Annotated in this window: 13 protein-coding genes, 7 tRNA genes and 1 riboswitch; all 20 genes read left to right on the top strand. The window is 31.6% G+C overall.

The features are described 5' to 3' along the window. The first annotated feature begins 16 nt into the window (after positions 1–16). The 20 genes from KDK92_RS20580 to modA all read left to right on the top strand — a co-directional run bounded on the left by KDK92_RS20580 (position 17) and on the right by modA (position 17,306). Positions 17–1,942, top strand: coding sequence for an ABC-F family ATP-binding cassette domain-containing protein (locus KDK92_RS20580; RefSeq protein ID WP_250861294.1), 1,926 nt, complete (start codon positions 17–19; stop codon positions 1,940–1,942). 818 nt (positions 1,943–2,760) lie between these two features. After that, entirely contained in the window at positions 2,761–4,680 is a 1,920-nt protein-coding gene (locus KDK92_RS20575; RefSeq protein WP_250861293.1) for an endonuclease MutS2, read from the top strand. 545 nt (positions 4,681–5,225) lie between these two features. Then, a complete protein-coding gene (locus KDK92_RS20570) occupies positions 5,226–6,080 on the top strand; it encodes a transporter substrate-binding domain-containing protein (RefSeq protein WP_250861292.1) in 855 nt (284 codons plus the stop codon). Positions 6,081–6,094: 14 nt separating this feature from the next. After that, on the top strand, positions 6,095–6,835 hold the full coding sequence (locus tag KDK92_RS20565; RefSeq protein WP_250861291.1) for an amino acid ABC transporter permease: 741 nt from the start codon (positions 6,095–6,097) through the stop codon (positions 6,833–6,835). 2 nt (positions 6,836–6,837) lie between these two features. Further along, on the top strand, positions 6,838–7,563 hold the full coding sequence (locus tag KDK92_RS20560; RefSeq protein WP_250861290.1) for an amino acid ABC transporter ATP-binding protein: 726 nt from the start codon (positions 6,838–6,840) through the stop codon (positions 7,561–7,563). 170 nt (positions 7,564–7,733) lie between these two features. Continuing rightward, a complete protein-coding gene (locus tag KDK92_RS20555; RefSeq protein ID WP_250861289.1) occupies positions 7,734–8,855 on the top strand; it encodes an AI-2E family transporter in 1,122 nt (373 codons plus the stop codon). A 91-nt stretch (positions 8,856–8,946) separates the two neighbouring features. Then, positions 8,947–9,046: riboswitch (purine riboswitch) on the top strand. 315 nt (positions 9,047–9,361) lie between these two features. Next, on the top strand, positions 9,362–10,354 hold the full coding sequence (gene add, locus KDK92_RS20550) for an adenosine deaminase (RefSeq protein WP_250861288.1): 993 nt from the start codon (positions 9,362–9,364) through the stop codon (positions 10,352–10,354). A 547-nt stretch (positions 10,355–10,901) separates the two neighbouring features. Continuing rightward, positions 10,902–10,978: transfer RNA gene (locus KDK92_RS20545), tRNA-Arg, on the top strand. Between the two features lie 3 nt (positions 10,979–10,981). Then, positions 10,982–11,058: transfer RNA gene (locus KDK92_RS20540), tRNA-Pro, on the top strand. A gap of 5 nt (positions 11,059–11,063) precedes the next feature. Beyond that, positions 11,064–11,137 (top strand) — tRNA-Gly (locus tag KDK92_RS20535). A 4-nt stretch (positions 11,138–11,141) separates the two neighbouring features. After that, positions 11,142–11,217, top strand: a tRNA-His gene (locus tag KDK92_RS20530). Positions 11,218–11,222: 5 nt separating this feature from the next. After that, positions 11,223–11,297: transfer RNA gene (locus KDK92_RS20525), tRNA-Gln, on the top strand. A gap of 78 nt (positions 11,298–11,375) precedes the next feature. Then, positions 11,376–11,460 (top strand) — tRNA-Leu (locus KDK92_RS20520). Between the two features lie 13 nt (positions 11,461–11,473). Further along, a tRNA-Gly gene (locus KDK92_RS20515) sits at positions 11,474–11,549 on the top strand. A gap of 193 nt (positions 11,550–11,742) precedes the next feature. Continuing rightward, complete coding sequence (locus tag KDK92_RS20510) at positions 11,743–12,960, top strand: cation:proton antiporter (RefSeq protein WP_250861287.1); 1,218 nt, start codon at positions 11,743–11,745, stop codon at positions 12,958–12,960. Positions 12,961–13,223: 263 nt separating this feature from the next. Further along, positions 13,224–14,057, top strand: coding sequence for an XdhC family protein (locus KDK92_RS20505; RefSeq protein WP_250861286.1), 834 nt, complete (start codon positions 13,224–13,226; stop codon positions 14,055–14,057). Beyond that, positions 14,038–15,057, top strand: coding sequence for a molybdopterin-binding protein (locus KDK92_RS20500; RefSeq protein WP_250861285.1), 1,020 nt, complete (start codon positions 14,038–14,040; stop codon positions 15,055–15,057). The genes KDK92_RS20505 and KDK92_RS20500 overlap by 20 nt, the downstream gene beginning before the upstream one ends. A gap of 30 nt (positions 15,058–15,087) precedes the next feature. Beyond that, the gene (modB, locus tag KDK92_RS20495) at positions 15,088–15,867 is read left to right on the top strand and encodes a molybdate ABC transporter permease subunit (RefSeq protein ID WP_250861284.1); all 780 of its coding nucleotides are present in this window, start codon (positions 15,088–15,090) and stop codon (positions 15,865–15,867) included. A gap of 4 nt (positions 15,868–15,871) precedes the next feature. Then, positions 15,872–16,498 carry an ATP-binding cassette domain-containing protein gene (locus KDK92_RS20490; protein WP_250861283.1) on the top strand — a complete coding sequence of 209 codons (627 nt, stop codon included), beginning with the start codon at positions 15,872–15,874 and terminating at the stop codon, positions 16,496–16,498. A 22-nt stretch (positions 16,499–16,520) separates the two neighbouring features. Then, positions 16,521–17,306 carry a molybdate ABC transporter substrate-binding protein gene (gene modA, locus KDK92_RS20485; RefSeq protein ID WP_250861282.1) on the top strand — a complete coding sequence of 262 codons (786 nt, stop codon included), beginning with the start codon at positions 16,521–16,523 and terminating at the stop codon, positions 17,304–17,306. Positions 17,307–17,325: the final 19 nt, after the last annotated feature.

Raw genomic sequence — 17,325 nt, 5'->3', positions numbered from 1 at the left:
AAAAGAGAGGGATTACATGAACTTAATTACTTTAGAGAACATAAGTAAAAGCTATAGCGAAAAAGTATTGTTGGAAAATATCTCATTAGGAATAAATGAAGGAGAAAAAATCGGTATAATTGGTATTAATGGAACTGGTAAATCAACATTATTGAAGATTATAGCTGGAACCGAATATGCTGATAAAGGAACTATAACTAAAAAAAATAATATAGTTATTGAGTTTCTATCTCAGAATCCTGATTTTGATATGAATGCTACAGTTATTGAACAAGTATTCAGAGGTAATTCTAGAGAAATGCAGGTCTTAAGGCAATATGAAGGGTTATTGAATAAAACAGATCTTAGTTCAGAAGAAAAAAATAAAATGATTAAGATGCAAGATGAGATAAATAATCTTAATTTATGGGATAAGGAAGCAGAAGCAAAGAGTATATTAACAAGATTAGATATTAATGATTTTAACCAGAAGGTAGGAGAGTTATCAGGTGGACAGAGAAAGAGAATTGCATTAGCAACAGCATTAATAACCCCATGTGAGTTGTTGATATTAGACGAGCCTACCAACCATAGGGATAGTGATACAATTGCGTGGATGGAAGAGTATCTTAACAGAAGAAAAGGTGCTGTATTGATGATTACCCACGATAGATATTTCTTAGATAGAGTGACAAATAGAATAGTTGAGATTGAGAAGGGTAACCTGTATTCATATGACGGTAATTATAGTATCTTCTTAGAAAAAAAAGCAGAACGAGAGGAACTTGAAATATCGGCTCAGCGTAAGAATGAGAATCGTTTTAGAAGAGAACTGGCATGGATAAAAAGAGGGGCAAAGGCAAGATCAACAAAACAAAAAGCTAGAATAGATAGGTTTGATAAACTTAAGGAAGAAATGGTTGATCTTAGACAAGATAAGCTTGAGTTTTCTTCTATGAGTTCAAGGTTAGGGAAGAAAATCATAGAAATAGAAAATATATCAAAGAGTTATGATAATAAATTACTCATTAAAGATTTCAGCTATAGGATTTTAAAAGATGATAGAATAGGTATTGTTGGAGAAAATGGAATAGGTAAATCAACTCTTATCAAGATAATTAATAGAGAGATTGAAGCGGATCAAGGTACTATTTCTATTGGTGATACTGTGAAGATTGGAATGTTCAGTCAAGAAACTTTTCATATGGATGATAACATGAGAGTTATTGATTTTGTTAAAGAGATTGCAGAATTTCTTCCGCTTGCTAATGGTGAAAAAATATCAGCTTCAAAGATGTTAGAAAGATTCTTGTTCCAACCAGATATACAATTCAATTTCATTGGAAAGCTATCAGGAGGAGAAAAAAGACGTCTTCATCTATTAAGAGTTCTTATGGGAGCACCGAATGTATTACTACTAGATGAGCCTACAAATGACTTGGATACTACCACATTATCAATTCTTGAGGAATTTATTGAAGAATTTAGTGGGCCAGTTATAACTGTATCGCATGATAGATATTTCTTGGATAGAATATGTAATAATATCTTTGCATATGAAGGTGAAGGAAATATTGAAAGATACAATGGAAATTATACTGACTATCTTGAGATAATGAAGCAATCTAAAAATATGGATAAAGAAAAAGCTGTTAGTTCAAAAAAGAATATAAATATTAGTAGTTCAGAAGTAAAAGAAGATGGTATTCAAAATAAAAATATAAGAAACAAGACGGTTAAATTCTCATTTAATGAAAAACGAGAATATGAACAAATTGATAAAGTGATTGAGGATTTAGAGACAAAGCTTTCAGAGATAGAGAATCAATTAAAGAAAGAAATTAGTAACTATGTAAAAATAAATGAACTTATTAAGGAAAAAGAAGAAACAGAAGGCTTATTGGAAGAAAAGATGGAGAGATGGGAGTACCTAAATGATATAGCAGAACAAATTAATAGTTAGGTTCAAAAAAAGAAATAGGGACAGTTCTCAATAATATGTAACATTTCGTTATGTTTTAGGAAATAAAATATAAAATAAGTTAATTGAACAAGGAGCCAAAATGTTGAATTGCGCATAATATAATATGTGAATTATTGAGAACTGTCCCTAGTCTTTCTTTTTTTAAGATTGTAAATCCCAAAGCTTGACAATAATATGAAGTTGCTATATTATTACATATAAGATTAGAATATAAAAATTACTATTAAGGTTAATTTCAATATGACCTAATTATATTAGAGAGGTATTTTATGAGTATGTTGCTGGTTAGATAGTTAAAAAAATATTTAAATAAATCTTTTTAAGGGGTATAACATACCTTTGTTAGTTGAGGATTTATTTAATACTATCTGTAAAGTATATGTCTACTCAAGATATCTCAAGTTACAAAGATTGAAGCAATAGTATGATTTCAATGCTGAATATGAATAATTATGAGAAGTTATTTGATGGAATAGTGCTGTATTAATCAGTAATTGATTAATATAAACGGCATTATTAGATTATTTATATATTTGAAATATTAGTATTCAATCTTTATAAATATTTCTATAAACCTACGTTTAATATAAAACGTATTATTAAGTTGTAGAAATAACTAAAAGAGATAATTCTTCAAGTCACAGACATGTCTGTGACTTTTTTATTTACACAAATATATGGGTTAAAGATTCTAATCTTAGGACAGTACTTTATGGGTAATTTTATAAGGGTTAATATAAAAAACCTTGCGGAATTTAATGGTTTTGATAAAATTTGCTTATGAAGGAGAAATAACATTGAATATAAATACATTTAATACATTAGGATATAACGATTTTAAGGAAATAATAAAAGGATATTGTGTTAGTGGCTTAGGGAAGCAATTAATTGATAAAATGATTCCTTCGAGTAATCTAACTGTTATACAGAAAAAGTTAAGAGAGACTAGTGAGGCAAGAAAAATATTAGACGATTCTAGGCATATTCCCTTAGAAGGAATTTATGATATTAGAGCTTTGGTTGAGAAGGTGGAAAAAGGTGGATTGTTAGAAGCAGAAGAAGCTACTCATATAGGGGATTTTTTAAGGGGCTGTAGGAAAATAAAGAGGTTTATGGTGCAACAAGAAGCATATGCTCCAGTTCTCAGTGAATATGCATATTCTATGAGTGAATTAACCAATATAGAAGATGAGATTAATAGAATAATTAAGAATAATAAAGTAGATTCATCTGCAAGTAAAGAACTATCAAGAGTAAGAAGAAATATGGATGCTACTGAAGGAAAAATTAAAGAGAAGCTAAATAAGATGTTATCATCATCTCATTATTCCCAGTATATACAAGAATTCTTTGTGAGTATGAGAAACGGTAGATATGTTATTCCGATTAAAGCTAATTATAAGAACAAAGTAGACGGTAATATAATTGATAGTTCAGCTAAAGGAACCACTGTATTTATTGAACCATCATCAGTAAGTAAGTTAAATAGTGAACTTAGTACGTTGAAATATGCTGAGAAGGCAGAAGAATATCAAATATTAGCTTATCTTACAGGGATAATATATGAGGAATTGAGAGAAATAAAGATTAATATTGAGTTGATTGCTGAATATGATATGATTTCTGCAAAAGCAAAATATAGCCAAAGAATTGATGGAATTGAACCGGTAATTAATACTAGAGGATATATAAAAATAGTTAATGGAATACATCCTTTATTGGAGGGTGATACTGTACCTTTAAATTTTGAAGTGGGGGATGAATATAGAAGTCTTATAATAACAGGGCCTAATGCTGGTGGAAAGACTGTAGCATTAAAGACTATTGGCATACTCACATTAGCAATGCAATCGGGAGTACATGTTAGAGCAAATGATGGAACAGAACTATCTGTGTTTGATAATGTATTTGTTGATATTGGGGATAATCAGAGTATAAAAAATGCGTTGAGTACCTTTTCTTCCCATATGAAGAATATTTCGGATATACTTGATCAAGCAAATAATTCTTCCTTAATTCTATTTGATGAAATAGGTACTGGGACAGAGCCAAATGAAGGTACAGGATTAGCTATTGCTATACTTGAAGAATTATATTATTATGGGGCAATAACAGTTGCAACTACACATTATGCAGACATTAAGCGTTATGCTTATGAACATCCAGAGTTCCAAAATGCTCATATGAAGTTTAATCCAGATACTTTAGAACCCCTTTATAAAATGGTTATTGGTGAAGGTGGAGAAAGCAATGCATTATGGATATCAAAAAAGGTAGGGGTAAAGGAATCAGTACTAAAAAGAGCTAAGGGTTATATAGATGATAAAAAATATGAATATAACTTAGTAAAGAGGAGTAAATTGAGAAATGATGAGATTTCTAGGATTATTTCGAAAAAAGAATCTATAGAGTTTGAATATAGAGTTGGTGATCAGGTTATATTACTTGAAAATGGACAGAAGGCAATAGTTTACAATGAAAGAGATAAGTTAAATAATATAGTAGTCTTAATTGGGGATGAATATAAGGAAGTCAATATTAAAAGGGTTAAGCTGAATATAAAGAGAGAAAAACTTTATCCAGAAGATTATGATTTTGATATATTATTTAAAGCATATAAAGATAGAAAGCTAGAGCATGATTTAAAGAGGGGATCTAAGAAAGCAATTAAAAAAATACAGAAAGAGATTAGAAATAATAGGAAGTTAAATCAGTAATATTAAACCAGTACCTTTGATTCAATAGGTACTGGTTTTTAAATTAGGGAAAAGGGACAGTTCTCAAGTTTTTACTTATAAATAAAAACTTGAGAACTGTCCCTCAAAAAGTAACTAACAATATTTAAAGTTGACCAATTTGGTTGGGTTTGATAAAATCAGTTATAAAGAATAATTATTTTTAATTAATCACAATAATTAAATCATTAAAGATTCAGAAAATAATTCGATTATTATATTTTTAATTGGGATATTATTTAACAATTAGAATAACTACCCGTTCTATAAGAATTAAATCGAAAAATATGACAACAAAATGTCATATTAAAAATAGTACAATCAAGAAGAAGGTAGCTAAGCATCTGAGAGATAAAAGTTATTATTTGTAATCATAATATTATAAGAGCTTAAATATTTATTTAATGTAGGAGGTATACTTACCTCTGGTATACATAGTGATTACTAATATAGTAAATACATCAGAAAAATTGATAAAAAAGAAGTTAATAAAGAAATTAATAGAGGTCAGGAGGAAAGTTGATAAAGTGAATAAAAAAGTGAATAAGAAAATGAATAAATTAAAGAAGATGATTGTGATTTTTGGTGTATTATCATTAGCGTTAACCAGCTTAGTTGGTTGTGCAAGTGACAAGAACTCTGAGAAATCAAAGAGTTCTCTTGATAAAGAAACAATTGTGGTAGGTATGGAACTGAAGTATCCTCCATTTGAAACAAAGAACAAAAAAGGCGATCCAGAAGGGGCAAGTGTTATGCTTGCTAAAGCATTTGGAGAGTTTGCAGGGAAAGAGATTGAAATAGTCGATGTACCATATCCAAGTTTAATTACATCATTAGAGACTGGTAAGATAGATATGATTATATCATCAATGACAATAACTCCAGCAAGAGAAGAGCGAGTTGACTTTTCAATTTCATATACAACAAGCCAACTTATGATGTTGGTTTATAAAGATTCAAAAGTACAATCAGTAGATGATTTGAATAGTTCTGATGTGGTGATTGCTTCAAAAACAGGAACAATAGGTGCTCTTTGGGCAAAGGAAAATGCTCCTAATGCAATCATTAAGAATGTTAATGAAGAAGCAAGTGCGGTACTTGAAGTAGCTCAAGGTAAAGCTGATGTATTTATCTATGATCCTCTGTCAGTAATAAGGCATCATGAGAATTATCCAGATACTACTAGAACGATTCTAGAACCACTACCAAATACAAAAGGTTGGGGTGTAGCAGTTAGAAAAGGTGAATCTGAATTAGTGGAAAAGCTAAATGAATTTATAAATAAAGCTAAGGAAGATGGAACCTATGATGAAATAAGAGAAAAATATTTAAAAGATAAGATGGAAGAGTTTGAGGAATATGATATAGACTTCTTCTTCTAGAAAGAGGCCATGGTATGAAAAAAATATTACATTTTCTAATAGCAGTTGGTATGTATATTGCTTTGTTTAGGTTTGTTTTATACAAAGCAGTTGGAAACGACTTTGAATTTGATATTTATATTGATTATTCACAGTTAGTATTAAAAGGATGGATTAGTACAATATTAATAAGTATATCAGCATTACTTTTAAGCCTAGTAGTGGGACTAGTATTATATATGATGAGCAATTCTAAAATACTATTCTTGAGATATATGGCTGAATTTCATAAAACAATAATATTTGGAGTTCCTTTGTTAGTTATTATCATAGCAGCATATTATTATATTGGAGATGCATTTAATATTGATAATAAATTTACAGTAGGAGTTATTACCCTAGCATTATATACAGGAGCATATATTGCAGATATTTATAGAGGAGCGATAGAATCTGTTCATGTTAGACAATGGCAGGCTGCTAAGATGTTTGGATTCAACAAATATCAAACATATAGATATATAATATTTCCCCAAGTAATAATGTCTATATTGCCACCTTTAACAGGACAATTGGCACTATTAATAAAAGGTAGTGCATTACTATCATATATAGCTTTTGATGAGTTCTTTAATGTGATTACTACTACTCAAGCTTCAACATTTGCTTATGCTGAAGGGTATATAATTTTAGCAGTAGGATATTTAATAATGACAGTTCCTTTACTGTTTGTTATAAGATTACTTGAAAAAAGGTTTAATTATAGAGGTGTGTAAATATGGAATTAAGAGTTAATAAAGTATTAAAAAAGTATGCTGAAAATATTGTTCTAAATGAAATCAGTTTAATGATAAGTGAAGTTAATGTGGTAGCTATTATTGGACCAAGTGGAGGAGGAAAGTCTACATTTCTAAGATTACTTGCTGGGCTTGAGGAGTATGATGGCGGAAATATAATGATAAATGAACACAACTTATCTAAAGATGATTTAGATAGCTACAGAAAGAAAGTAGGATATGTATTTCAAGATAATAATTTATTTCCTCATTTGAGTGTATTTAAGAATATTAGCTTAGTACTGGAAAAGGTACATGATAGGCCAGAGAAGGATAATAAAGATTTGATTGAAGGGCTGTTAAAACAGTATGGATTACTTGAACATAAAGATAAATACCCTCATCAGATTAGTGGAGGACAAGCACAAAGAGCATCAATAGTAAGAGCTTTGGCGATAAATCCTGAAATACTTCTTTTAGATGAGCCAACTAGTGCACTTGATCCAGCTCTAACATATGAAGTACTTCAATCAATTAAAAAGCTTAAGGATAATAATAAGGATTTTATAATTGTTACACACGAGATTGGATTCGCTAAGCATATTGCAGATCATATAGTCTTTATAGATAATCAAAAAATAATTGAGCACGGAAGTGTGGACATATTAAACAATCCTAAAACGGAAGAGCTGAAGAAATTTCTAGATAAAGTTCTAAGTTATGAATAGAAATATCAGAAAAAATATATAGAATGATTTAATTAAAAAGCACGTGTAGCGTGCCTTTTTATTAGAGTTTAAAGATTTAACCAAATTGTAAAAATATATTAATATATATGACAGAAATAATGTATAATTAAATTTAGGTACAAGCGTTACACAAACTAAGGAGGAATAGTATGGATCGATTTGGAGGAGAAAAAAAGAAAGTTGTAAACTCTATGTTTTTAATTGTCTTTGGGATTTTATTCTATCTTATGGTTGGACAAGAGGAAAACTTAAGGTGGATTTTCAAGATTGTTCAACCTATATTTATAGCTTTTTCTATTGCGTATGTACTTGAGCCACTTGTTAAGCTTTTATGCAATAAGTTCAAGTTTAAAAGAGGTATCAGTGTATTAATAATCTTACTTGTATTAATAGGGTTTATAGGTATTTCAATATCATTTATAATACCTACATTAGTAGGAAGTATAAAGGATTTGGTTAATCTAATAAATATTGAGCAGTTGAATAAAATAGTTGACGAAATAGTAGCTGGAGTAGGGATGGATCAATCTTCAGAGATATTTAAGCAATTGAATAATATGTTAGGAAGTTTCGTCACAAAATTCGGAGAAGCAATAACAACAATACTGCAGAACTCATTGGGTGCAGCGCTACAGGTTACATCTGGGATATTTAATCTTATTGTAAGTTTGTGTATTGCTATATATATGTTATTGGATAAAGATGATCTTTTGGCTAGAATAAAGAGATTGATGTATGCATTTAGTAAGAAAGAGAAAGTGGATGACGTATTAGCAGTAGGGAGACGTGCTAATGAAATATTTATGAGATTTTTCATTGGAAAGATAATAGATTCAATAATTATCGGGATTATTTGTTTTGTAATTATGTTTATTTTTAGAATCCCATATGCACCATTGTTGTCAATAATCATAGGGATAACAAATATGATTCCTTATTTTGGACCGTTTATCGGGGGAGTTCCAGCAGTGCTTATCGTCTTGTTTGTAAGTCCAATACATGCGCTTATAGCGGGAATAATAATTATAGTATTACAGCAGTTTGATGGCTTGTACTTAGGTCCTAAAATATTAGGGGATAAAGTAGGGGTAGGAGCCTTTTGGATTATTGTATCAGTTACAGTTGGCGGTGCCATTATAGGTGTTTGGGGAATGTTATTAGGTGTTCCAATTACAGTATTAATTAAAACACTTATAGAAGAATCAGTGCAGAGGAAACTTGATGAAAAAGGTTTAGGAGATATAGAAAAAGACAAATTAAAGGAAGCATAATAAATGATATATATGCTATAACTAGAATTACCCAGAAAATAAAAGTCAATCACTATAGGTTGACTTTTATTTTATTTGTGGTACAATATTGAAAAATGAAAAAAGTAAACTTCGTATAACCCTAATGATATGGTTTAGGGGTCTCTACCAGGAGCCAAAAACTTCTGATTACGAAGAAAATTTGTTATTCAAATTTTCTTCGTAATCAGAAGTTTTTTTTATACTTATGGTAAGAATACTAATGATGTATAAATTAGCGGACTTCTGTTTTTTAGGAAACTGAAAAATTTTCATCGGGAATTAACACATGTAATCTAATTGGTATTAATCGATTACATGTTTGTGTAAAATTGTATCAGATCAATTTCTATAAATAAAATGCTGAAAACGTTGGCAGAATCAAAAAAATAGAGTATAATAATTAAAGATAATACACGAATGATATTGATGAAAGAGATGGAGTGAACTCTAAGAATGTTGGTATATAAAGAATAGGAGGGCGAACAATGGGTGTTGTGGGATTACCGAAAATTGAATTGCATTGTCATTTAGATGGAAGTGTTAGACCGGAGACTTTATTTGAATTATCTAAAAAAGAAGGATTAAATCTAGGGGTAGAAAGTATAGAAGAATTTAGAAAATTAGTAGAGGTTCCAGAGAATTGTAAATCACTAGATGAATACTTAGAGAAATTTGATATAGCTAATAAAGTGATGCAAACGAAAGATAACTTAGAAAGAATCACATATGAACTTATGGAAGATGTTGCACAGGATAATGTTAAATATATTGAAATAAGATTTGCACCATTACTTCATATTAATAAAGGGTTAACTTTTGAAGAGATAGTTGAGAGTGTGATATGTGGAATTAAACGTGCAGAAAAAGAGTTTGATATATATGGAAATCTAATATTATCATGTATGAGAACTATGCCAGTTGAGGCATGTTTTCAAGTTGTAGAAAAAGGAGCAAAATACATTGGGAAAGGTGTAGTTGCTATAGATTTATGTTCTAGTGAAAGAGCAAATTTCCCAGAAGTGTTCCAAGAGCCTATAAATCTAGCTAAAAAATTAGGTTACAGAATTACTATACATGCTGGAGAAACAGGAATAGGAGAAAATGTATTAAAATCTATAGAACTTTTAGATGCTGAAAGAATTGGACATGGAGTATACTCAAAAGATTGTCCCGAAGCATATAAACTTCTGAAAGAGAAAAATATTGCACTAGAGGTATGTCCGACAAGTAATGTTCATACTAAAGCGGTTGTAAGTTATGAAGAACATCCTATGAAGGCGTATTTTGAAGATGGAATAAAAGTAACTATAAACACCGATAATATGACTGTATCTAATACAGATTTGAATAAAGAATATACAATATTAGAAGATAAGAATATATTCACAGAGGAAGACTATAAACAAATGTATAATTATTCTGTTGAAGCTAGCTTTGCATCAGAAGATATAAAAAATAAATTAAGAGCTTATATTTAAAAGTAACTTTGAAAAACTAATAAAAACCTAATCATATTCATGTGATTAGGTTTTTATTTTTTCTACCATAATATAATGATTTAAAATGATTAATACTTAATCGATAGTACTATTATATTGTTATATCAGATTTTAAAAATATTTTTGAGTTTAATTCGTATTTTTTTATTAATTCGAAGAATAATAGCTGATAAGGAATTGTTGTTGTATAATCTAATGCTTTCAAATATATTTTGTAGAGGGCGTCTAAGTTAGTTTGTTACTAAGTTGAAGATAATATCTTGTATCATTTAAAAGATAATATGGAAAGAGTGGGAATCAATGTATATCAACGGATTTACCACAAAAACAGTACTTGCAAATTAGGTATTTATACATAATAATAATAGATTAAAAACACAGAAAATTTAATAGGAATTTTTTGAATTTTAAAACTTTAAAATTTATGTTTTTTTTTGTTGAAATACTTCAAACTATGTGATACTATATAGAAGTGCTCGAGAGACGGGTACAAAAAAAGAAAAAATAAGTGGTATGTAAGTGATATGCGTCTTTAGCTCAGCTGGATAGAGCAACGCCCTTCTAAGGCGTGGGTCGGGAGTTCGAATCTCTTAAGGCGTACCATATCGGGGTGTGGCGCAGATTGGGAGCGCGCGTGCTTTGGGAGCATGAGGCCGCAGGTTCGAGCCCTGTCACCCCGACCACTTATGCGGGTGTAGTTCAATGGTAGAACTCCAGCCTTCCAAGCTGGTAGCGTGGGTTCGATTCCCATCACCCGCTCCATATGGTGGACGTAGTTCAGTTGGTAGAGCGCCAGATTGTGGTTCTGGTTGTCGTGGGTTCGAGTCCCATCGTCCACCCCATACATTGGGATATCGCCAAGCGGTAAGGCAACGGACTTTGACTCCGTCATGCGCAGGTTCAAATCCTGCTATCCCAGCCAATTGAGTTCTATTTCAATAGAACTCATAATTCTAAAGCATGATAACCAAAGATTTAATCTTTGGAAATCATAATACGTGCAGGTGTGGCGGAATTGGCAGACGCACTAGACTTAGGATCTAGCGCCTTCGGGTGTAAGGGTTCGACTCCCTTCACCTGCACCAATTTTTTTTATGTGCGGTAGTAGCTCAGCTGGTAGAGCGCCACCTTGCCAAGGTGGAGGTCGCGAGTTCGAGCCTCGTCTACCGCTCCATTAAAAAAATGTATTATTAGGGTAGATTTCCAAAACACGTTTATGTCCTCAAAATCCTCTCGATTAATCGAGAGGTCTTTTTTTATTCTTTATACAATTCTTTTCCTGCTGTTTTCTGTAGATGTTTCTAGAAAAATGTAATATAATCATTAAGGATGATAAAACTCGATTTTGTAATAAAAAGGAGAGTAAAATGATTAAAAGTATACTTATAATATTGTTTTTTGGATTTTTGGGAAATAAAATTTTCTCAAAGATTAAATTACCAGGATTGCTTGGAATGATAATTGCAGGTATAGTGGTAGGTCCGTATGGGCTCAATCTTATTGATGGTTCAATAATTGATAATGCAGCAGACATAAGGAGTATGGCATTAATAATAATTCTTCTAAGAGCTGGATTAGGAATAAATAAACAAACCTTAAAGAAAGTTGGTAAGGTTTCCTTGAAGATGGCATCAATTCCATGTTTATTAGAGGGTACAGCGATTTTGTTGGTAGCTCACTTTTTATTAGATTTTACATTTATTCAATCAGGAATTTTAGCATTTATAATTGCTGCAGTTTCGCCAGCAGTAATAGTACCATCTATGCTAGAACTAAAAGAGTCGGGAAGAGGGATGGATAAGGGGATTCCAGTACTTATCTTAGCGGGATCTTCAATTGATGATATATTTGCAATGACATTATTTTCTGTATTCATAGGACTTGAAAAGAATACAGGAGTTCCTTTAGGAAAGCAGCTTTTAGCAATACCTTTTGAGATAGTAGGTGGAATATTATTAGGGTGTATTGCAGGGTATATAATCATAAAGATTATGAAGAGGTTTAAGAGCAAATTCTCTAAGCAAGATAAGTTATTAATATTATTAGCATCTTCTTTCGGTGTATATATTTTAGGAGATATGATTAAAGTATCAGGTCTTCTAAGCATAATGGCTATAGGCTTCTTACTTCTTGAGTATAGTAAAGAAACTGCCGAGGAGATTCAACCATCATTAAATAAGATATGGTATTTCGCACAGATTTTCTTATTCATGTTGATTGGTGCGGCTGTGGATATTAATATTGCAATAAAAGCTGGATTAGTAGGATTAATCATAATTACAATAGGGCTTATTGCTCGTACTATTGGAGTTGTAATAGCGCTTACCAATTCAGAGTTATCAATGAAGGAAAAGATATTTTGTGCCATTGCATATGTTCCAAAGGCAACAGTACAGGCTGCTATCGGAGCTAAACCTCTAGAATTAGGAGTTGTTGGAGGGGAGTTAATGTTAGCAATAGCAGTATTATCAATAATAATAACTGCGCCATTAGGTGCTATTGGAATAAAGATTTCTGCACCTAAATTGTTGAATAAGATTAAGATTGTTAATGAGGAAGATATAGAAAATTTATCTGCATCATAAACAACAAAATAAAGTATTTCATATAGCACTAGGGGGATATGCCTTGGTGCTATTTTATATTGCATAAAAAATATGAAAAATTCAATATATTACTAAAAAATGAATAAAGTGCTATAATATATGTAGGTATATGAAAAAAAAATTACAAGTTAAAGATGCCATAAAATAGACTGGCATACTCACTAGTTGATTATTTGAATATATCTTAAATGAATTCATATATACAGAGGGATTACGCAATGAAAAAGAAAGGAGGATAATTAGTGGAAGATTTGAAGGTTCTAAGGTTTATTGAAGATAATATACAGAATGGGACAAGGTGTGCAATTGCTATTATGACAGATTCTTATGGTTCTTCTCCTAGAAAAGAAGGGACAACTATGGGTATTGATGAGAATGGAAATATATCAGGGACTATAGGGGGAGGAGCATTAGAAAAAGAAGTTATAGACAGGGCGATTAATGCAGTTAAAGAAGGAAAGAATAAGCTCCTTACTCTTCATTTGAATGATGAAGGAGAGTTACACATGCAATGCGGAGGAAAGACTGATATATATATCAAGGTATTCATTCCAAGTGATAGGATAATAATCGCAGGGTGCGGACACATAGGAAAGGAACTATATTTTCTGAGCAATTATCTGAATTTTCGTACTATAATGCTAGATGATAGAGAGGAATTTGCTGATAAAGATATTTTCACTAATAGCGAAGAGGTTTTGAAAGGTGACATATATGAAAATCTCACGGGAATTAATATTACATCTAATGATTATATAGTTATTGTAACAAGAGGTCATAAATATGATCAGGAGGCACTAGAAGCGGTAGTTAATAGTAAAGCTAAATATATTGGAATGATAGGCAGTAAGCATAAAATAACACATACACTTAAGAATTTGATTGATAAAGGTATAACTGAAGAAGTGTTGAATAGAGTATATGCTCCAGTAGGTCTTGACATATCAAATGGAGAACCTAGAGAGATAGCATTTGCTATTCTAGGAGAAATTCTTAAGGTGAAGAATGAAGGAAGTGGAGAGAACTTAAAGAAGATGAAGTTTGGAGGGGATTTTTTTGGAAAGAAAACCTGTTAGAGAAGCTGTAGGAATGATATTATGCCATGATGTTACCCAAATAATACCTGGTGAAGTTAAAGGGAGAGCATTTAAGAAAGGACATACAATTACACAAGAAGATATCCCTGTTCTATTATCTCTTGGAAAAGATAATATCTATGTGTGGGAGAACGATGAGACCATGACCCATGAAAATGATGCAGCGGAAGTATTAAGGGAGATAGCAGCTGGGGAAGGATTGGAATTCACAGAGGTTAGAGAGGGGAAGATAAACTTTATAGCATCTGAAGATGGTCTATTAAAGATAAATAAGGAAATGTTATTTAAGCTAAATTGCTATGATGACATAGTACTAACAACATTCCATAATAACGCTCCAGTTAAGAAGGGGGATATTGTGGCTGGAACAAGAATCGTCCCTCTTGTTATAAAGACTGAAAAATTAGATGAAGTCAGAAAAAATATTAATGATAAAATTGTGAGCATAAAACCATTTAACAAGATGAAAGTGGCTGTCGTTACAACTGGTAGTGAGGTATTCCATGGAAGAATAAAGGATGCTTTTGGACCTGTTATAAGAGAAAAATTTCAAGAGTATGGTTCAGAAGTGATAAATCAAGTGAAGGTTCCAGATGATGAGGAAAAGATTGTACAAGCAGTTAATGATGGACTCAAGAGTGAGGCTGACATAGTAGTGTGTACAGGTGGTATGTCAGTTGATCCAGATGATCTAACACCATCAGCTATAAGAGAGTGTGCTAGCGAGGTTATAAAATATGGAGCGCCTGTACTTCCAGGTTCTATGCTATTGGTAGCATATAGTGGAAAAAAAGTGATCTTAGGATTGCCAGGGTGTGTTATGTACTTTAAAAGAAGTGTATTTGATTTGGTTCTCCCTAGAATATTGGCTAGGGAAAAAATAGAGAAGATGGATATCATAAAGCTGGCACATGGAGGATTATGTATGAGGTGTGATGTGTGTGTATATCCAAAGTGTTCTTTTGGAAAGGGAGAATAAAATACAGATGAAAGAGCGGAGCATATGTAGATGAAGGGAAGTATAGGATCTATATTAATGAAAGTTTTTCTGGTATTAGTGATAGGATTTTTTACAATACCAATAATTTCACTCATTGTATATTTACTAAGAGAGGGTGGAATTAACATTGGGGAAAGATTTATACAAAGTCTTATGGTGAGTTTGAAGAGTACAGGAATTACGGTTTTAATAAATATTACACTTGGAATTCCTATAGCATATTACCTGTCAAGAAATGAATTTAAAGGTAAGAGAGCGATATCCATGATTTTGAACATCCCTATATTATGCCCACCTTCTGTTTCTGGGATAATATTACTGCTAGCATTTGGTAGGCAGGGAGTTGTCGGTAAATTATTAAATGGGTTTGGTGTGAGTATACCATTTACATTTATTGCTGTGATTATGGCTCAATGTTTTGTATCTTTACCTCTATTCATCCAAATAGGTAAGGAAGCTTTTGATAAGGTAGATGTTGAAATTGAAAGATCAGCTTTATTGTTAGGAATGAGCCCCATTAAGGTTTTTTTGAAGGTGACAATTCCTATGGCTCTATTTGGATTGCTGAAGGCTACAATTATGTCATGGGGTCGGGCGTTTGCAGAGTTTGGAGCAACAATAATATTCGCAGGTAATCTAGGGGGCAAAACACAAACACTGCCATTAGCTATATATTCAGCCATGGAGGGAGATTTTAATGAAGCTCTATCTATGGCACTTATAATGATAATAGTTGCTGTTACGGTACTAATAGTAATCAGCCTATTAGGAAGAAAGAGTTGGGATTAGAGAGATGTTAAATGTAAAGTTTGAACAAGAGTATGAGAATATAAATCTAAACATAAATGTAAAAATAGATTCTATGAGATGTGCTTTAGTTGGACCTTCAGGGGCAGGAAAGACTAGTATATTTGATGTTATATCTGGCTTGAAGATCCCCCCTAGAGGAAAGGTTATACTAGGAAAGGATATATTATTTTCCTCGCAAGAGAAGGTAAATATTCCTGTTCATAAGAGAAGAGTGGGATATGTAAGGCAAAATAGTTATCTAATACCACATATATCAGTAGAAGATAATATACGTATGGGGTTGAATATAGATAGCAAAGATTTTGAAGATATTCTGACTAGACTTAAAATAAAGGATATATTGAAGAAGCGTCCAGGAGAACTATCAGGAGGGGAATTAAGAAGAGTTGATATAGCTAGAATGTTGGTTATAAAACCAAGATTGTTCCTTATAGATGAAGGGTTATCCTCATTGGATGAAAATCTTAGAGCGTGTGTATTCAAGTGTATCTTAGATAAGTGTTCAAAGTGGAATACAGGGATGATGATTATAACACATAACCCATTATATATAAAAGGACACGTGGATAGTGTGATAAAGATAGAACAAGGAAAAATAATTCAAGGTTAAATTATTGAAGAAGGTGACGGTATTGAATACATGGAATAGAATAGTTTGTATTATGATGATGTTCATAATAGTAGGAACTTTAGTTTCTTGCGGAAAAAAAGAAACAAAAGAGAATCAAGTAATAATATACGCTGCAGCTTCCATGACAGAGTCTCTCAGTGATGCTGTGGAAGAGATAAATGAAAAATATCCTGATATTGAAATATGTGTGAGTTTTAATAGTAGTAGTAAACTAAGATTACAGATAGAACAGGGAGCAGATGTGGATATATATATATCTGCTAGTAAGAGTCAATACAATAAACTAAAAGAGAAAATCCAGATTGAAAAAGATAAAGAATTTTTATCAAATGAGATTGTAATAGCGGCGAACAATCGAAATGCTATTGAAAAGTGGAATGATATCCAAGGAAATTACAAGGTGTTGAAAGCAGAAGACCAGGTTCCAGCAGGAGAATATGCAATTAGATTACTTGAAAATCTTGATGCTATAGAGAAAGGATTTAGTGATAAGGTTTTAAGAAATGTTGTATCTGAGGAGATAAACGTGAAACAAGTTGTTAACAAATTATATCTTGGAGAAGGGGATGTTGGGTTCATATATAACACAGACCTCACGGAAAAAGTAAAGGATAAGTTGTATAAATTAAAGGTTCCAGAAGCTATGAAGGTCAAAAGTAACTATTATATATGCCTTTTAAAAAAGCAAGATGAGTCCTCAAAAATATACAATGAGCTTATAAGTGATGATATTCAGAAAATTTTCTGTAAATATGGGTTTTCATCACCAAAAAATTCGCAGGAATAGTGGAGATATTAAAATATGA

The organism is Oceanirhabdus seepicola (genome assembly GCF_023684385.1).
Lineage (GTDB): Bacteria > Bacillota > Clostridia > Clostridiales > Clostridiaceae > Oceanirhabdus > Oceanirhabdus seepicola.
The sequence above is the reverse complement of the archived record's forward strand: the minus strand, read 5'-3'. Positions and strand labels throughout refer to the sequence as shown.

Bases quoted from the DNA above. Each gene is read 5' to 3' on its own strand.
- KDK92_RS20580 (WP_250861294.1), top strand. From the start codon at position 17: ATGAACTTAATTACTTTAGAGAACATAAGTAAAAGCTATAGCGAAAAA.
- KDK92_RS20565 (WP_250861291.1), top strand. From the start codon at position 6,095: ATGAAAAAAATATTACATTTTCTAATAGCAGTTGGTATGTATATTGCT.
- KDK92_RS20560 (WP_250861290.1), top strand. From the start codon at position 6,838: ATGGAATTAAGAGTTAATAAAGTATTAAAAAAGTATGCTGAAAATATT.
- KDK92_RS20555 (WP_250861289.1), top strand. From the start codon at position 7,734: ATGGATCGATTTGGAGGAGAAAAAAAGAAAGTTGTAAACTCTATGTTT.
- add (WP_250861288.1), top strand. From the start codon at position 9,362: ATGGGTGTTGTGGGATTACCGAAAATTGAATTGCATTGTCATTTAGAT.
- KDK92_RS20510 (WP_250861287.1), top strand. From the start codon at position 11,743: ATGATTAAAAGTATACTTATAATATTGTTTTTTGGATTTTTGGGAAAT.
- modB (WP_250861284.1), top strand. From the start codon at position 15,088: ATGAAGGGAAGTATAGGATCTATATTAATGAAAGTTTTTCTGGTATTA.
- KDK92_RS20490 (WP_250861283.1), top strand. From the start codon at position 15,872: ATGTTAAATGTAAAGTTTGAACAAGAGTATGAGAATATAAATCTAAAC.